The 16,840-nt window shown below is 67.2% G+C and carries 17 protein-coding genes; 5 read left to right on the top strand and 12 right to left on the bottom strand.

What is annotated here, in order from left to right; translation table 11 throughout:
• Entirely contained in the window at positions 1-2,160 is a 2,160-nt protein-coding gene (recG, locus tag ACODSM_RS06195) for an ATP-dependent DNA helicase RecG (protein WP_488804690.1), read from the bottom strand.
• A 111-nt stretch (positions 2,161-2,271) separates the two neighbouring features.
• Between recG and ACODSM_RS06190 the strand changes: the two genes are divergently transcribed.
• The 4 genes from ACODSM_RS06190 (at position 2,272) to ACODSM_RS06175 (ending at position 6,671) form a co-directional block, all read left to right on the top strand.
• The gene (locus ACODSM_RS06190) at positions 2,272-3,552 is read left to right on the top strand and encodes a cyclic di-GMP phosphodiesterase (protein WP_488804689.1); all 1,281 of its coding nucleotides are present in this window, start codon (positions 2,272-2,274) and stop codon (positions 3,550-3,552) included.
• A 3-nt stretch (positions 3,553-3,555) separates the two neighbouring features.
• The gene (locus tag ACODSM_RS06185; RefSeq protein WP_488804688.1) at positions 3,556-4,521 is read left to right on the top strand and encodes a 1-phosphofructokinase family hexose kinase; all 966 of its coding nucleotides are present in this window, start codon (positions 3,556-3,558) and stop codon (positions 4,519-4,521) included.
• 90 nt (positions 4,522-4,611) lie between these two features.
• Positions 4,612-5,769, top strand: a complete 1,158-nt coding sequence (gene queA, locus ACODSM_RS06180) for a tRNA preQ1(34) S-adenosylmethionine ribosyltransferase-isomerase QueA (protein WP_488804687.1) — start codon at positions 4,612-4,614, stop codon at positions 5,767-5,769.
• A complete protein-coding gene (locus tag ACODSM_RS06175; protein ID WP_488804686.1) occupies positions 5,766-6,671 on the top strand; it encodes a DMT family transporter in 906 nt (301 codons plus the stop codon). The genes queA and ACODSM_RS06175 overlap by 4 nt, the downstream gene beginning before the upstream one ends.
• A gap of 84 nt (positions 6,672-6,755) precedes the next feature.
• Here the strand turns inward: ACODSM_RS06175 and ACODSM_RS06170 are convergent, their stop codons facing one another.
• Both ACODSM_RS06170 and ACODSM_RS06165 read right to left on the bottom strand, forming a co-directional pair.
• Positions 6,756-8,357, bottom strand: coding sequence for a gamma-glutamyltransferase family protein (locus ACODSM_RS06170; RefSeq protein ID WP_488804685.1), 1,602 nt, complete (start codon positions 8,355-8,357; stop codon positions 6,756-6,758).
• 168 nt (positions 8,358-8,525) lie between these two features.
• Positions 8,526-9,509 carry a Bug family tripartite tricarboxylate transporter substrate binding protein gene (locus ACODSM_RS06165; RefSeq protein ID WP_488804684.1) on the bottom strand — a complete coding sequence of 328 codons (984 nt, stop codon included), beginning with the start codon at positions 9,507-9,509 and terminating at the stop codon, positions 8,526-8,528.
• Positions 9,510-9,661: 152 nt separating this feature from the next.
• Here ACODSM_RS06165 and ACODSM_RS06160 point away from each other — a divergent pair, with 152 nt between their 5' ends.
• A complete protein-coding gene (locus tag ACODSM_RS06160; RefSeq protein WP_015016046.1) occupies positions 9,662-10,573 on the top strand; it encodes a LysR family transcriptional regulator in 912 nt (303 codons plus the stop codon).
• 13 nt (positions 10,574-10,586) lie between these two features.
• Here ACODSM_RS06160 and ACODSM_RS06155 read toward each other — a convergent pair whose 3' ends face one another.
• The 9 genes from ACODSM_RS06155 to trpE form a co-directional block, all read right to left on the bottom strand.
• Complete coding sequence (locus tag ACODSM_RS06155; RefSeq protein ID WP_488804683.1) at positions 10,587-10,856, bottom strand: DUF3253 domain-containing protein; 270 nt, start codon at positions 10,854-10,856, stop codon at positions 10,587-10,589.
• 28 nt (positions 10,857-10,884) lie between these two features.
• Complete coding sequence (locus ACODSM_RS06150; RefSeq protein ID WP_108497474.1) at positions 10,885-11,601, bottom strand: uracil-DNA glycosylase; 717 nt, start codon at positions 11,599-11,601, stop codon at positions 10,885-10,887.
• A gap of 70 nt (positions 11,602-11,671) precedes the next feature.
• Complete coding sequence (gene trpC, locus ACODSM_RS06145; RefSeq protein ID WP_099731942.1) at positions 11,672-12,475, bottom strand: indole-3-glycerol phosphate synthase TrpC; 804 nt, start codon at positions 12,473-12,475, stop codon at positions 11,672-11,674.
• Entirely contained in the window at positions 12,468-12,617 is a 150-nt protein-coding gene (locus tag ACODSM_RS06140) for a hypothetical protein (RefSeq protein WP_488804682.1), read from the bottom strand. Before ACODSM_RS06140 ends, trpC begins: the two co-directional genes overlap by 8 nt.
• A 20-nt stretch (positions 12,618-12,637) precedes the next feature.
• The gene (trpD, locus tag ACODSM_RS06135; protein WP_488804681.1) at positions 12,638-13,675 is read right to left on the bottom strand and encodes an anthranilate phosphoribosyltransferase; all 1,038 of its coding nucleotides are present in this window, start codon (positions 13,673-13,675) and stop codon (positions 12,638-12,640) included.
• Between the two features lie 17 nt (positions 13,676-13,692).
• Positions 13,693-14,364 (bottom strand): LysE family translocator, encoded by a 672-nt coding sequence (locus ACODSM_RS06130; protein WP_488804680.1) that lies wholly within the window; start codon positions 14,362-14,364, stop codon positions 13,693-13,695.
• Positions 14,361-14,948, bottom strand: a complete 588-nt coding sequence (locus ACODSM_RS06125; RefSeq protein ID WP_488804679.1) for an aminodeoxychorismate/anthranilate synthase component II — start codon at positions 14,946-14,948, stop codon at positions 14,361-14,363. Before ACODSM_RS06125 ends, ACODSM_RS06130 begins: the two co-directional genes overlap by 4 nt.
• On the bottom strand, positions 14,945-15,292 hold the full coding sequence (locus ACODSM_RS06120) for a chorismate mutase (RefSeq protein WP_488804678.1): 348 nt from the start codon (positions 15,290-15,292) through the stop codon (positions 14,945-14,947). Before ACODSM_RS06120 ends, ACODSM_RS06125 begins: the two co-directional genes overlap by 4 nt.
• Positions 15,289-16,788 carry an anthranilate synthase component I gene (trpE, locus tag ACODSM_RS06115; RefSeq protein ID WP_488804677.1) on the bottom strand — a complete coding sequence of 500 codons (1,500 nt, stop codon included), beginning with the start codon at positions 16,786-16,788 and terminating at the stop codon, positions 15,289-15,291. The genes ACODSM_RS06120 and trpE overlap by 4 nt, the downstream gene beginning before the upstream one ends.
• Positions 16,789-16,840: the final 52 nt, after the last annotated feature.

Genomic DNA, 16,840 nt, shown 5'->3' with positions numbered 1-16,840 from the left:
TCATGCCTTGAGATAGTCCGATTTTCCACCCAACCAGCGCGCCACGTGTTTGGCGGCCAGGTCAGGATACCGGTCCAGCATCTGCGGCGCCAGTTCGCGCGCCCATTCCAGCAGATGGGTGTCGGTGGCCAGGTCGGCAAAACGCAGCAGCGCATCGCCCGACTGGCGCGCGCCCAGAAACTCGCCGGGGCCGCGGATTTCCAGGTCGCGCCGGGCGATCTCGAAGCCGTCGTTGGTCTCGGCCATGGCGCGCAGGCGCTCTTTAGCCGTTTCGCCCACGCGGCCGCTGTCGTTGGTGGCGTACAGCAGCACACAGGCCGATGCCGCCGCGCCGCGCCCCACCCGGCCGCGCAGCTGGTGCAGCTGGGAGAGGCCAAAACGCTCGGCATGCTCGATGACCATGAGCGATGCGTTGGGCACATCCACCCCCACTTCGATCACGGTGGTGCTGACCAGCACGCCCATCTGGCCGCTGGTGAACAGCGCCATCACGGCCTTCTTCTCGGCCGTGGGCATGCGCGAGTGCAGCAGGCCGACCATCACGCCGGGCAGCGCCTCGCTCAGGTCGGCGTGCGTGGCGGTGGCGTTGGAGAGGTCCAGCGCCTCGCTCTCTTCGATCAGCGGGCAGACCCAGTACACCTGCCGCCCGGCCTCCACCTGCGCGCCGATGCGCTCGATCACCTCGTCCTTGCGGCTGTCGGCGATCAGCTTGGTGACGATGGGGGTGCGGCCGGGGGGCAGCTCGTCGATGACGGACACATCGAGGTCGGCGTAGTAGCTCATCGCCAGGGTGCGCGGGATGGGCGTGGCGCTCATCATCAGCATGTGCGGCTCCATACCGTGCGCTGCGAGCTTCTGGCGCAAGGCCAGCCGCTGCGCCACGCCAAAGCGGTGCTGCTCGTCAATGATGGCCAGTGCCAGGTTCTTGAACTGCACCTGCTCCTGGATGACGGCGTGCGTGCCCACCACCAGCGCGGCCTCACCGCTGGCCACCAGGGCCAGCATGGCGGTGCGGTCCTTCTTTTTCTGCCCGCCCACCAGCCAGGCCACCTTGCGGCCGTGCTGCGCCAGCAGCGGCTCCAGCCAGCCGATCATCTTGGCGAAGTGCTGCTCGGCCAGGATTTCGGTGGGTGCCATCAGCGCACATTGCCATCCCGCATCCATGGCCAGGCAGGCGGCCAGGGCCGACACCACCGTCTTGCCCGATCCCACATCGCCCTGCAGCAGACGGTGCATGGGGATCTTGCGGGCCAGGTCGGCCGCAATCTCTTCCCCCACCCGGCGCTGGGCGGCCGTCAGGTCGAACGGCAGCACGGCCATCAGCTGTTCGTGCAAGGGCAAGGCGCCCTGGGCGCTGGGCCGGGGCCGCAGCACGGGGGCTCGCAGCATGTCGCGTTCGCGCCGCGACTGCTGTTGGGACAGCTGCTGGGCCAGTAGTTCTTCGGCCTTCAGGCGCTGCCAGGCGGGGTGGCTGTGGTCCTCCAGCGTGGACAGCGCCACATCGGGTGCGGGGTGGTGTAAAAAAGTGAGCGCCTCGCGCAAGCTGAATGCGCGGTGCAGGCCATTTGGACCATAAAAGCGCGCCCAGGGCGGCTCGGCACCCGGCGGCAGCGTGTCTGACAAGTCCACCCGGGTCAGGGCACTGACCACGGCGCGGCGCAGGTACGGCTGGGGCAGCCCGGCGGTGGTGGGGTACACAGGCGTGAGCGCGGCGGGCAACTCCCCCCCGGCCAGGCGAAACGCCGGGTGCAGCATCTGCCGCCCCCAGAAGCCGCCCTTGACCTCGCCCCGGATGCGCAGCCGGTTTCCCACGGCCAGGGTCTTCTGGTGTGACGGGTAAAAGCTGAAGAAGCGCAGCTCGCAGCTGCCGGTGTCGTCCTCCACCTGCACCAGCAGCTGGCGGCGGGGGCGCAGTTGCACCTCGCAGGCCGTGACCGTGGCCTCGATCTGCACCGTCTGCCCGTCCCGCGCGTTGGCCAACGGGGTGATGCGGGTTTCGTCCTCGTAGCGCAGGGGCAGGTGCAGGGCCAGGTCAATGTCGCGGCGCAGGCCCAGCTTTTGCAACGCCTTCTGCGCGACCGAGGCCGCGCCCTGGCCCCGCGCTGCCGGGGCGGCGGTGCGTGCAGGGGCTTTGGCGGGGGCTGGGGCGGCAGCGGGCATGGAGAGCAATTTGCTAGGGAAAACGAGCGGAGATGGCAGCCCGAAAAGGCTACCATGGTTACTATTGCTCACGCCTGACCAGGGCGTGTTTTCGAGTCCCGGGTTTCTGCCATGCTCAAGCGCATCCACATCCAACACCTCACCCTGGGCATGTACCTGCACGAGTTTTGTGGCTCGTGGATGGATCACCCCTTCTGGCGGGCCAAGTTCCTGCTCAAGGACCCCAAGGACCTCGCCCGCATCCAGGCCACGGCCATCCAGGAAATCTGGATCGATACCGACAAAGGCCTGGACGTGGCAGCAGGCACCGCATCGATGTCCCGCGAAGAGGTGGATGCGCAGATCGAAACCGACTTCAGCCGCCTGGAAGAGCTGCCCCCGGTCAAGGTCAAGCTGCCGTCGCCCCCCCCGCCCCCCAAGCGCGACCGCAAACCGGTCGACATGCACAGCGAACTCAAGATGGCCGCCGCCATCTGCGTGAAATCCAAAGAAGCCGTGGTGTCCATGTTCAACGAGGCCCGCATGGGCCGGGCGGTGGATTCTGCGGGCGCCCAAAGCCTGGTGGAGGAGATTTCGGACTCCGTCACCCGCAACCCCGGCGCGCTCATCAGCCTGGCGCGGCTCAAGACAGCCGACGACTACACCTATATGCACTCGGTGGCCGTGTGTGCACTCATGGTGGCGCTGGCCAAGCAGCTCAAGCTCAAGGAAGACCAGCAGCGGCTCGCCGGCATGGCGGGCCTGCTGCACGACCTGGGCAAAGCGGCCATTCCGCTGGCCGTGCTCAACAAGCCCGGCAAGCTCACCGACCAGGAGTTCACCGTGGTGCGCAGCCACCCGGTGGAGGGCTTTCACATGCTCAAGGAGGGTGGCAACGTGCCCGATGCGGTGCTGGACGCCTGCCTGCACCACCACGAAAAGGTGGACGGATCGGGCTACCCCGACAAGCTGGCGGGCGAAGGCATCAGCGTGATCGCGCGCATGACCGCCATCTGCGACGTGTACGACGCCATCACCTCCGACCGGCCCTACAAGCGCGGCTGGGACCCGGCCGAGTCGCTGCGCCGCATGGCTGAGTGGACCAAGGACCACTTCGACGCGCGCATCTTCCAGGCGTTTGTCAAGAGCATCGGCATCTACCCCGTGGGCTCGCTGGTGCGGCTGACCTCGGGCCGCATCGGGATCGTGACGGAACAATCGCCTACCGCACTGACCACCCCCATCGTCAAGGTGTTCTTCTCGACCAAGTCCGACCTGCGCATTCCGCCCGAGGTGGTGAACCTGGCCGCCCCGGACTGCAACGAGAAGATCGTGGCACGCGAAGACCCCGAGAAGTGGCGCTTTCCCGACCTGGACGAGCTGTGGTCCGGCCTCTCCGACAAGGTCTGGTAGCCCATGCCCGCACTGATCACGCTGACGCTCAACCCCGCCCTCGACCTGGCGACCACCACCGACCACGTGGCCCCCACGCACAAGCTGCGCTGCGGCCCGGTGCGGCGGTTTGCGGGCGGCGGTGGCATCAACGTGGCGCGGGTGCTGCACCGCCTGGGCGCGGACGTGTGCGCCTGGGCACTGGCGGGCGGTGCGGCGGGCACCCAGGTGCAACAGCTGCTGGCCGACGAGGGCGTGCCCACGCAGCTGCAGCGCATTGCGGGCGACACGCGCGAGAACTTTTCAGTGGTCGAAACCACCACGGGCCAGGAGTTTCGGTTTGTGCTACCCGGCCCCACGCTGCAGGCCAGCGAGTGGCAGGCCTGCCTGGATGCGCTGGCAACCCACGCCCCACCACCCCGCTGGCTCATTGCCAGCGGCAGCCTGCCGCCCGGCACGCCCGACGACTTCTATGCCCAGCTGGTACGCGCTGTATCCGCTGTATCTGGCCAAGGCGTGCGGGTGGCCGTTGACACGTCGGGCCCGCCGCTGGCGGCGGCCTTGCAAGCCGGGGTGGCGCTGGTCAAACCCAGCCTGCGTGAGCTGCGCGACCTGTTGCAACAGCCGCTGGAGCACGCCGCCGACTGGTGCACGGCCGCCCAGTCGCTGGTGCATAGCGGCGCGGCCGACACCGTGGCCTTGTCAATAGGCGAACAAGGCGCGGTGCTGGCCACGCGGGAGGGGGTATGGCAAGCCCCCGCACTCAACGTGCCCGCCACCACCGGCACCACGGGCGCGGGCGACTGCTTTCTGGCCGCGCTGGTCTGGGCGCTGGACCGGGGCGCTGCGCCTGCCGAGGCGCTGCGCTGGGGCGTGGCCGCAGGCGCCGCCGCGCTGCTGCACCCGGGCACCACATTGGCCCAGGCTGATGATGTGCAACGGCTGGTGCGCAGCGTGCCCGCACCGGTGGCATTCAACATCCAGCCATAGCACCCCGCCTGCAGGGGCTGCAGCCCCGTGGGACAATCGCGCCTTCCGCAATTTTTACCTTGGCACGGGCCCGTTCGGCCCTCAAGCACGATGACTGATCTTTCCTCCGGCGCAGCCAGCGCGCCCCACGCTCCCCGCGTGTTCACCCTCAGCGACTTCGACTTTTCGCTGCCCCCCGAACTCATTGCCCAGCACCCCGCGCCCGAACGCAGCGCCTCGCGCCTGCTCGACGGCCGCGCCATGCAGCCGGTGGACCGCATCTTTCGCGAACTGCCCGGCCTGTTGCGCGAAGGCGATTTGCTGGTCTTCAACGACACGCGCGTGGTCAAGGCACGCATCTTTGGCGAGAAGGCCAGCGGCGGCAAGCTGGAGCTGCTGATCGAACGTGTGCTGCCCGCCGAAGCCGGTGGAGACTCAGGCGGTAGGGGCAACGAAGTCGTGGCCCACATGAAGGTCAGCAAGAAGCCCCTGCCCGGCAGCGTGGTGCACATGGCCGGCGGCCGCCAGGCGGGCGGCTTTGACGCGCAGCTGCTGGGCCGCTGGCCCACCGAAGACGGCCCGCTGTTCCGCTTTGCGCTGCACGGCCCGGCGGGCGAGTCGCCCTGGGAGCTGATGGACCGCCACGGCCACCTGCCGCTGCCGCCCTACATCGAGCGCCACCAGAACAGCGACCACGATCCCGACGAGGCCGAGGACAGCCAGCGCTACCAGACCGTGTTTGCCCGCAACCCCGGCGCCGTGGCAGCGCCCACGGCCGCGCTGCATTTTGACGAAGGCGTGCTGGCCGACCTGGCCGCACGCGGCATCGAACGCGCCAGCGTCACGTTGCACGTGGGCGCAGGCACCTTCCAACCCTGCAAGACCGAGAACCTGGCCGAGCACCAGATGCACAGCGAGTGGTACGAGATCCCGCTGGCCACGCTGGCCGCGCTGGAGCGCTGCCGCCAGCACGGCGGCCGCGTGGTGGCCGTGGGCACCACCACCGTGCGCACACTCGAATCCTGGGCGAAGACGGGCCAGGCCTCTGGCGACACCAACATCTTCATCACACCGGGCTTTGCGTTCCAGGTGGTGGATGTGCTGATCACCAACTTCCACTTGCCCAAGAGCACGCTGATGATGCTGGTGAGCGCGTTTGCGGGTTATGCCCACATCATGGGCCTGTACCGGCACGCCATTGCGCATCAGTACCGCTTCTTCAGTTATGGCGACGCCATGCTGCTGGAGCGTGCGCGCGGCACGCCGTGAGTCCCCCCGGCCCTGCGCCGTCGACCAGCCCTGCAGCCCGCCGGCGTGCGGCGCTGGCAGGCATCGCGCTGGCCGTGGTGGCCTGCGCTTTCTTTGCCTTGCTGGACACCGCAAGCAAGCTGGTCAGCATGGGCGCGCCCATCGTCATGGCGTTGTGGATGCGCTACGTGTTCCAGTCGCTGCTGACCACAGCCTTTGTGCTGCAGCGCGCGGGGCGCTCGGCGCTGCGCACCACACAACCCCGCTTCCAGGCCTTGCGCGGCGCGCTGTTCGCCATGACCAGCCTGTTCGGCTTCATCAGCCTCACGGCCCTGCCGCTGGCGGAGTTCACGGCCATCGTGGCGACGGTGCCGCTGTGTGTGACGGTGGTGGCAGCCCTGTGGCTGCACCAGCCTGTAAGCCCTTTGCGCTGGCTACTGGTGGTGACGGGCCTCGCGGGCACGCTGGCCATCATCCGGCCCGGCGGTGATGCCTTCACCTGGGCGCTGCTGTGGCCGCTGTGCATGCTGGCTGCGGGCACGGGCTACCAAGTGCTGAGCAGCAAGATGGCCGGGCACGAGAGCCCCGCCACCACGCAGCTCTATACCAGCTGGATCGCCACAGCGCTGGTGTCGCTGGGCGTGCCGTTCTTCTGGCAGCCGGTGAGCGACCCGTGGCTGTGGGCCGGCATGTTCACCATGGGCCTGTCGAGCGCAGTGGGCCACATGCTGCTGCTCAACGCCTATGCCCGCACCACGCCGGTGACGATTGCGCCGTTCCTGTATTCACAGATCGGGTTTGCCATGCTGGCGGGCTGGCTGGTGTACCGCCATGTGCCCGATGCGTGGTCGATGGCGGGTATCGCGGCCATCGTGCTCAGCGGCGCGGCCAGCGCCTGGCTGACCGTGCGCGAGACACGTTAAGCACCAAAACAGCCGGTAGCGCTAGTGCAATAAGCCTGAGCAGCTATATATTCAATAGCATCAAGCCCGCCACCTGGGCATGGATCAGAACGCCACCGCGTGCCCGTCCTTGCGTGGGTCGGAGCCCGCGATGTAGCTGTTGCCGTTCTTCAGCACCAGCTGCGCGCCGCCAAAGGCGAACACGCCGTTGCCCTCTTCCACCGTCACCTCGTGCCCGCGCGCGCGCAGCGCGGCGACCACGGCGGGGTCAAAGCCTGGCTCCACCGCCACACCCTTGCCGCCGGTGATGCGCCAGCGGGGTGCATCGGCAGCTGCCTGTGGGTTCTGGCCGTAGCGCAGCACGCGCAGCGCCATCTGGGTGTGGCCCTGGCTTTGCATGGGGCCGCCCATCACGCCGAAAGCCATCTGCGGCGTGCCGTCGACATGCATGGCAAAGGCCGGGATGATGGTGTGCGAGGGGCGCTTGCGCGGCGCCACCTGGTTGGCGTGGCCCGGGATCAGGTTGAAGCCATGGCCCCGGTTCTGCAGGCTGATGCCCGTGCCCGGCACCACCACGCCCGAGCCAAAGCCCATGTAGTTGGACTGGATGAACGAGACCATCATGCCGGACGCGTCGGCCGCCGCCAGATACACCGTGCCGCCGGGGCGCGGCGCGCCGTAGCCGGGGTCGCCAGCGCGCGTGGTGTCGATCAGCGCGGCGCGGCTGCGCAGGTAGTCGGGGTTCAGCAGCGCATCCGGTTTCACCGGCATGGCGTCGATGTCGGCGTTGTACTGGTGCAGGTCGGCAAACGCGAGCTTCATGGCCTCAATGCTGGCGTGCACGGTTTCCACGTCGTCCAGCGGGTGCTTGCCAATGCCATGCGCGTCGAGCATGCCCAGCGCCATCAGCGCGGCAATGCCTTGGCCGTTAGGCGGAATCTCGTGAATGACCGAGTCGCCAAACCGCTGCTGGATGGTGCCCACCCAGTCGGCCTGGTGTGCGGCCAGGTCGGCCATCGTCATCGCGCCGCCGTTGGCTTGCGCATGGGCGGCAATGCGTTCGGCAATCACGCCCCGGTAGAAGGCCTCGCCCTCGGTTTCGGCAATCAGCTCCAGCGTGCGCGCATGGGCTTCACTGCGAAAGATTTCACCTGCCTTAGGCACCCGACCATTCGGCATGAAGCACTCGGCAAACCCGGGCTGCGTGCCCAGCTTGGCCGCGCCCAGCGCCCACAGGCGGGCGATGGTGGGCGACACCGGAAAGCCATTGCGCGCGTAGTCGATGGCGGGCTGCGCCAGCTGCGCAAACGGCAGCTTGCCCAGGCGCTTGGACAGCGCCACCCAGGCCGACACGGCGCCCGGCACGGTAACGGCGTTCCAGCCGGTTTCGGGGATGCCGCCCAGCTTCTCGAAGTATTCAGGCGTCCACGCCGCAGGCGAGCGCCCCGAGGCGTTCAGGCCGTGCAGCTCCTTGCCATCCCACACAATGGCAAACCCGTCACTGCCCAGACCGCAGCCCGTGGGCTCCACCACCGTGAGCGCCATGGCGGCGGCAATGGCAGCATCCACCGCGTTGCCACCCGCCAGCAGCATGCGCAGGCCCGCCTGCGCGGCCAGCGGCTGCGAAGTGGAAACCACGTTGCGGCCCATGACCGCGCTGCGGTGTGAAGAATAAGGAAGGGACCAGTCGAGGGATGGGGTGTTCATGGCGTTCTGACTCTGTTGCCCCGCACAGGGCGGGCTGCATGAAACCGGCGCGGCGCAAAGCGAGGGACGCCGAGGAAGGGCCGCCCCGCACCGAGGGCGTCGTCCCCCTTCCCGAATGGCAACGCCATTCGAGAGAAGGGGGAAGCGGCAAAGCCGCTCAGGGGGATGTCACTCCAGGGCTATTTTGTGCTGGCGAATCACCGTCGCCCAGCGGTTGCTGTCGGCCTGCACCATGCTGGCGAACTGCGCGGGCGTGCGCGGCGCAGCGGGCTCCACGCCCAGCTTGGCCAGGCTCTCGGCCACTTCGGGCGCCTGCACGGCCTTGGCGAAGGCCTTGTGCACCTTCTCGACCAGCGCGGGCGATGCGCCTGCAGGCAGGTACACACCGAACCAGGTCACCGACGAATAACCGGGCAGGCCGGACTCAGCCAACGTGGGCAGCTCGGGCGCCAGGGTGCTGCGCTTTTCGCTGGTCACGGCCAGCGCGCGCAGGCGGCCGGCCTTGGCGTGCGGCATGCCGGTGGGCAGCGAGTCAAACAGCACATGCGTCTGCCCGGCAATCAGGTCGGGGATGGCCAGGGCCGTGCCCTTGTAGGGGATGTGCGTCATCTCCACACCCGCCTGGGCGCTTAAGGCGGCCGTGTTCAGGTGCACGATGGTGCCATTACCGCTGGTGGCGTAGTTGAGCTTGCCGGGGTGGGCCTTGGCGTAGGCAATCAGTTCGCCCACGGTCTTGACCGGCAGCGAGTTGGTGACCAGCAGCACGCTGGGTGCGTCGGCCACATGGGCCACAGGTGTGAAGTCTTTGCGCGGGTCGTAGGCCAGCTTGGGCATCAGGTGCGGCGAGATGGCGTGCGTGCTGCTGGTGGTCAGCAGCAGCGTGTAGCCGTCGGGTGCGGCCTTGGCCGCCTCGGCCGTGCCCAGGGTGCCGCCCGCGCCGGGCTTGTTGTCCACCACCAGTTGCTGGCCCAGGTCGGCCGCCACACGCTGCGTGACCACGCGCGCCACCAGGTCGGTCGCGCCGCTGGCCGGGAAGGGCACGATCACCCGCACAGGGCGGTCCGGCCAGTTGGCTTGTGCCTGCGCGGCAGACGCCAGCACCAGCAGGCCGGCCAGGCCCCAGACACCACGGCCCCAGGAAAGTAGACGCATACAGAGCACTCCCGCAAAGAAATCGGACACAACAAAGGATGGAACCATCTTAGGAAGCTGCGCCTTGCTTGACCACCAGCATTTCAGCAAGCTGCTTTGCCACCACGGCAAACCGGCGCATACTGAACACCTCCCTCTCCGCCCCTTCCTCCATGCGTCCCCACCTGCTGCAAGACACCACCCTGCGCTACTTTCTGGCCGTGGCGCAGAGTGGATCGCTCACCGAGGCTTCGGCCCGGCTGCATGTGGCCGCCTCGGCACTGAGCCGCCAGATCGCGGGGCTGGAGGCCCAGCTGGGCACGCCCCTCTTTGAGCGCCACCCGCGCGGCATGGTGCTGACGGCGGCGGGCGAGATCCTGGCGGTGCACGCGCGCCGCACGTTGCTGGACGCCGAGCGCGCGCTGGGCGAGATCGGCGCGCTGCAGGGCCTGCGTGCGGGGCAGGTGCGCCTGGCCACATCGGATGCGTTTGCGAACGAGCTGGTGCCGCGCCTGTGCGTAGAGTTCCAGCGCACGTACGCAGGGGTGCAGTTCAGCGTGATCGCCTTGCCCACGGCCCAGGTGCCCGACGCCGTGCGCAGCGGCGCCGCCGACATCGGCCTGTGCTTCAGCCGCGCACCGCACAAAGACATCGACGTGGCCTACCGCCAGAGCGCGCCGGTGCTGGCCCTGCTGCCCCCGGGCCACCCACTGGCCAGCGCAGGCAGCGTGACCCTGGCGCAGATGGCCGGGTACCCGCTGGCCCTGCCCCCGGCCGAAACCACGGTGCGCCAGATGATCGACATCGTCTGCAGCCGCCAGGGCCTGCAGCTCGAAGCCGTGCTCATCAGCAACCACGCCAAGACGGTGGTCAACTTTGTACAGTTGGGCGGCGGCCTGTCCGTGGCCAGCGAGATCGCCGTGCGCCACCTGGTGGCCGAAGGCGCCATCGTTGCCCTGCCCATCAGCGACCCTGGCATGGACCTGCGCGACATCGAGATCCAGACCCTGGCCGGGCGCAGCCTGCCGGTGGCGGCGCAGGCGTTTCTGGAACTGCTCAAGGAGCGGCTACCGCAGCCGTGGTAGCCCTTGGCGTGGGCTAGGCGCGGGGCTGGTCATCCATCGGCAGGCCGAGGCGAATCGGGCCGCCGGGCGCCGTGGCATCCACCAGCACCCCGCCGCGCGTGACGCGCAGGCGTTGCTGATGTGCCAAAACCTGCGCCACCTGCCTGACTTGAGGCATGTAGTGGCGCCAGTCACCGCCCTCTGGCACCAACGCCCGAGCGACCTCTGACGGGCAGATCGTCGTGTGCGGCTTGCGCTGCGCCAGCAAGGCGAAGATTTGCGCCTCCACGTCTGCGTCGGTCATGGCGCGCTCGCGGTGTTGCGAACCCTGCTCAGTACCCGTGCTGCGCGCGAAAATCCCGCGCCTTGCCAAAGTGCCCGTTGCCAATGAAGGGCACGGGCGGGCGCAGCGCCGACAACGGCGAGGGGTGGTTGGACGTGAGCACCAGGTGCCCCCGGTCTGCGGGAATCCACGCGCGCTTTCCCTGCGCGTGCGAGCCCCAGAGCATGAACACCACCGGACGCGGGCCCTCGGCCACGTGGCGGATGACGGTGTCGGTCAGCTCTTCCCAGCCCTTGCCCGCATGGCTGGCGGCCTGGCCCTCTTCCACCGTGAGGCAGGTGTTGAGCAGCAGCACGCCATTCTTTGCCCACTTGACCAGGCTACCGCCGGGGTTCGGGAACGGGGGAAACGCCACCCCCAGGTCGCGCTGCATTTCCTTGAAGATGTTCTGCAGCGAGGGCGGCAGCCGCACGCCCGGCGCCACCGAAAATGCCAGCCCCTCGGCCTGGCCCCGGCCGTGGTACGGGTCCTGCCCCAGGATGACCACGCGCACGTCTTCGGGTGGCGTCAGGTCCAGCGCGCGCAACGGCTGGGGCGGAAAGATCGCTGCTCCCGCCTGCAGCCGCGCCTGCAAGTGAGCGAGCAACGCCTGCCCACGCGCGCCTGCAAAAAAGGCGTCCACCAAGGGCTGCCAGCCAGGGGCCACCGGCCAGTCGGCGGGTTGGGCCGTCTGGAGTTGCGTGGCGGGCATTTCAGAGGGATTCATGGCGAAATGGGCTGGTAGCGCTAGTTACATATGCTCCAGCAGCTATCAAAAACATAGTGATCGATCACTATCAAGCGAACAGCTTGGCCAGCGCCAGGCCAGGGTCATCCGCCCGCATGAAGGCCTCGCCCACCAGAAAGGCGTGCACACCCGCGTCGCGCATGGTCTTCACATCGGCAGGCTTGAGGATGCCGGACTCGGTGACCAGCAAACGGTCCGCAGGCACATCCTTGAGCATGCCCAGGGTGGTGTCCAGCGTGACTTCAAACGTGCGCAGGTTGCGGTTGTTGATGCCGACCAGCGGGGTCTTGAGCTTGAGCGCCCGCTCCAGCTCGGGGCGGTCGTGAACCTCCACCAGCACGGCCATGTCCAGGCTGCGGGCAATGGCCTCGAAGTCAGCCATCTGCGCGTCATCCAGGCAGGCAGCGATCAGCAGGATGGCATCGGCGCCCATGGCGCGGGATTCGTAGATCTGGTACGCATCCACCATGAAGTCCTTGCGCAGCACGGGCAGCAAGGTGCTGGCACGGGCCTGCTTCAGGTAGTCGGGCTGGCCCTGAAAGAACTGCCGGTCGGTCAGCACCGACAGGCAGGCCGCGCTGACCTTGCCATCGCCTTCCATATAGCTTTGCGCAATGTCAGCGGGCTCGAAGTCAGCGCGCAGCACGCCCTTGCTGGGGCTGGCTTTCTTGACCTCGGCAATCACCGCCGCCTGGCCCTTGGCGATCTTGGCCCGCAGCGCGCCTTCAAAGTCGCGCGTGAGCACGCGGCTCTCCGCATCGGCGCGCATGGCGTCGAACGGCAGGCGCTTCTTGGCGGCGGCCACTTCTTCGTGCTTGACGGCCACGATTTTGTTGAGGATGTCACTACTCATGGTTGGCTGCCTTGTCGGTTTCAGTGGGCTCGGCGGAGCCCTGTTTCAGAATGCGGGTGAACACGCGGTGCATCACGACCCCGGCCACGATGAACAGGACGGAGACGCCCAGTGCGATCCAGGTGCCGGGGTCGTGCCACATGGCGGGGTCAGGCCACCGTATCAGACCGCTGTGGCCAGCGCATGCGTGCGGGTGACCACCTGCTCCAGCTTGGCCAGCGCGGCGCCGGAGGCAATCGCAGCGCGTGCCTTGGCAATGCCCGTCTGGATGGACTCGGCCACGTTGGCGGCGTACAGGGCCACGCCTGCGTTCAGGCAAACAATGTCCTGCGCAGCGCCGGGCTCGCCCTTGAGCACGCCGATCAGCATCTCACGCGATTGCTCAGGCGTTTCGACCTTCAGCGCGCGGTTGCTCGCCATCGGCAGGCCAAAGTCCTCGGGGTGGATTTCGTACTCGGTGATCTGGCCGTTTTTCAGCTCACCCACCAGTGTGGCAGCGCCCAGGCTCACTTCGTCCATACCGTCGCGGCCGTACACCACCAGCGCATGCTCGGCGCCCAGGCGCTGCAGTGCGCGCACCTGGATACCGACGAGATCGGGGTGGAACACGCCCATCAGGATGTTGGGTGCGCCGGCCGGGTTGGTGAGCGGGCCCAGGATGTTGAAGATGGTGCGCACGCCCAGCTCCTTGCGCACCGGGGCCACGTTCTTCATGGCGGGGTGGTGGTTGGGTGCGAACATGAAGCCGATGCCGACGTCGGCAATGCACTGGGCGATCTGCTCGGGCTTGAGGTTGATGTGGATGCCCAGGGCTTCCATCACATCAGCGCTGCCGCTTTTGCTCGACACGCCGCGCCCGCCATGTTTGCTGACCTTGGCGCCTGCGGCGGCGGCCACGAACATCGAGCAGGTGGAGATGTTGAAAGTGTTGGCACCGTCGCCGCCCGTTCCCACGATGTCCACCATGTGGGTCGCGTCCTTGACGTGCACCTTGGTGCTGAACTCGCGCATCACCTGCGCGGCGGCGGTGATCTCGCCGATGGTTTCCTTCTTCACACGCAGGCCGGTGATGATGGACGCCGTCATGACCGGCGAGAGTTCGCCATTCATGATGAGACGCATCAGGTGCAGCATCTCGTCGTGGAAGATTTCGCGGTGCTCGATGGTGCGCTGCAGCGCTTCCTGGGGGGTAATGGGCATGGAATGTCTCCTGGTATTTATGCAGAGGGCTGGTCTGTGAAGGCCAGCTTGAGCCCGAAGCCGACGAACATGGCACCCGCCACGCGGTCCAGCCAGTGCATGCCACGCTGGATCACCCCGGCGCGGCGCGCCATCCAAGACGCAGCCAGCGCCCAGCCCACGTTGACGGGGATGGCGTTGACGTTGAACAGCACGCCCAGCAGCACAAAGGCCAGCGCCTTGTTGTCCGCACCCGGCGCGATGAACTGCGGCACAAAGGCCAGGAAGAAAATCGCCACCTTGGGGTTGAGCACATTGGTCCAGAAGCCACCGAGGAACACTTTGCGCAGCGGCGTGTGCTGCGCAGGGGCCGCCTGCGCAGCCGCCAGTGCAGCCGTGTTGCCGTTGTCGGCGCCGGGCTTGGACAGCAGCATGCGCACGCCCATCCACATGAGGTACGCCGCACCGATCCACTTGAGCACGGTGAACGCGGTGGCCGATGCGGCCAGCAGTGCGCCCACGCCCACGGCGGCGGCAAAGATGTGCACAAAGCACCCGGCCGTGATGCCCAGCCCCGCCACGATGCCAGCACGCGTGCCAGACTTGAGCGCGTTGGTCACAATGTAGAGCACATCAGGCCCGGGCGTGAGGTTGAGCAACCAGCCTGCGGCGATGAACATCACCAACTGGTGGGCGTCGATGAAGTTCATGCGCGCTGCTCCAGAAAGTTCTTCAGCATGGCGTGGCCGTGTTCGGTGAGGATGCTTTCGGGGTGGAACTGCACGCCTTCGATCGGCAGCGTCTTGTGGCGCACGCCCATGATTTCGCCGTCATCCGTCCACGCCGTCACCTCCAGCACCTCAGGGCACGAGGCGCGCTCGATGGCCAAGGAGTGGTAGCGGTTGACCGTGAACTTTTCGGGCAAGCCCGCAAACACGCCCTTTTGCGTGGTGGAGATAACGCTGGTCTTACCGTGCATCAGCTCCTGCGCGCGGATGATGGAGCCGCCAAAGGCTGCGCCAATGGCCTGGTGGCCCAGGCACACGCCCAGGATGGGCAGCTTGCCGGCAAAGTGCTGGATCGCGGCGACCGAGATACCGGCCTCGGCGGGGGAACAAGGACCGGGCGAAATCACCAGACGATCGAGCTGGCCTGCGTTCAGGCGTGCGTCGATCTCGGCCACGGTGATCTCGTCGTTGCGAAACACCTCCACCTCGGCGCCCAGTTCACCAAAGTACTGGACGATGTTGTAGGTGAAGCTGTCGTAGTTATCGACCATCAAGAGTTTTGTCATGCGGCGCTCCCGGCAAGGGCGGGCTCGCGCAGGCGGGCGAACTCGCGGTGTTCATAGGCAATGCAGGCTTCCATGAGGCTGCGGTAGATGGCTTCGATCACGCCGGCGTCGCCGCCTTCGGCCTGGGCGCGTTCGCGCACGCGGGCCACGATCGCCTGGATGCGCGCTTCATCGCGCACCTGTTCCACGCCTTGCTTGATGCGTGCGGCCTGGGTCATGTAGCCCACGCGCTCTACCAGCAGGGGCACCAGCACGTCGTCCAGCGCGTTCACTTCGCGGCGCACGTCCTGCATGGTGGTGCAGTCCTTCACTTTGGCAATGGCCTTGGTTTCAGAGGACGTCATTCCAGCCCCTCCTCGACCAGCTCGGCGGCACGCAGCAGTGCGCGGGCTTTGTGCTCGGTTTCCTTCCACTCCAGCTCGGGCACCGAATCGGCCACCACGCCCGCAGCGGCCTGCACGTAGAGCGTGCCGTTCTTGATGATGCCGGTGCGGATGGCAATGGCCACATCCATGTCGCCCGCGTAGCTCAGGTAGCCGCAGGCGCCGCCGTACAGGCCGCGCTTGGTGGGTTCGAGCTGGTCGATGAGTTCCATGGCGTGTACCTTGGGCGCACCGGTGAGCGTGCCGGCGGGGAAGGTGGCCTTGAGCACATCCATGCTGGTCATGCCGTCGTGCAGGATGCCTTCCACGTTGCTCACGATGTGCATCACGTGGCTGTAGCGCTCCACCGCAAAGGCCTCGGTCACCTTCACGGTGCCGGTCTTGGCGATGCGGCCGATGTCGTTGCGCGCCAGGTCGATCAGCATCACGTGCTCGGCACGTTCCTTGGGGTCGTTGATGAGTTCGACCTCGGTGGCCTTGTCCTTCTCGGGCGTGGCGCCGCGCGGGCGGGTGCCGGCCAGGGGGCGGATGGTGACCTTGGTGCCTTCGTCGGTCTTTTCCTGCCGCACCAGGATCTCTGGGCTGGCGCCCACCACATGGAAGTCGCCAAAGTCGTAGAAGTACATGTACGGCGACGGGTTCAGCGAACGCAGGGCGCGGTACAGCGACAGGGGCGATTCGGTGTAGCGCTTGTGGATGCGCTGGCCGACCTGCACCTGCATGAAGTCACCGGCGGCAATCAGCTCCTTGGCGCGATCGATAGCGGCCAGGTAATCGGCCTTGGCAAAGTCGCGCTGGGCGGGGTGGCTTTCGGTGGGCTTCACAACAGGCGCGCTTACCGAATATTTGAGCTGCTCCTTCAGGTCGCGCAGGCGCTTCTTGGCCTTGGCATACGCCTCGGGCTGGGCCGGGTCGGCGTAGACGATGAGATAGAGCTTGCCCGAGAGGTTGTCGATGACAGCCAGCTCCTCGCACTGCAGCAGCAGGATGTCGGGGCATCCCAGAGTGTCGGGCGGGCAAGTGGTTTCGAGCTTTTTCTCGATATAGCGCACCGCGTCGTAGCCAAAGTAACCCGCCAAACCGCCGCAAAAGCGCGGCAGGCCGGGGCGCAGGGCCACCTTGAAACGTTTTTGGTAAGCCTCGATGAAATCGAGCGGGTTGCCTTGCGCGGTCTCGACCACTTGGCCATCGGTGACGACTTCGGTGCGCGCTGCGGCCCCGAAGCCGCTGGCCCGCAGCAAGGTGCGTGCAGGCAGGCCGATGAAGCTGTAACGCCCGAAGCGCTCACCGCCCACCACCGATTCGAGCAGAAAGCTGTGCTTGCCGCCGTCCTTGGTGTGCGCCAGCTTCAAATAGAGCGAGAGCGGGGTTTCCAGGTCCGCAAAGGCCTCGGCCATGAGCGGAATGCGGTTGTAGCCTTCGCTGGCCAGGCTTTTGAATTCAAGTTCTGTGATCACAGGGAGGGCTCCCAGCTGTCGCAGCGCGTGTCCCTGTGCAATGAAAAAGGGG

It is taken from the genome of Acidovorax sp. FG42 (assembly GCF_057809195.1).
Note: the sequence above shows the minus strand (reverse complement) of the source record. Positions and strands in the feature narration are given on the sequence as shown.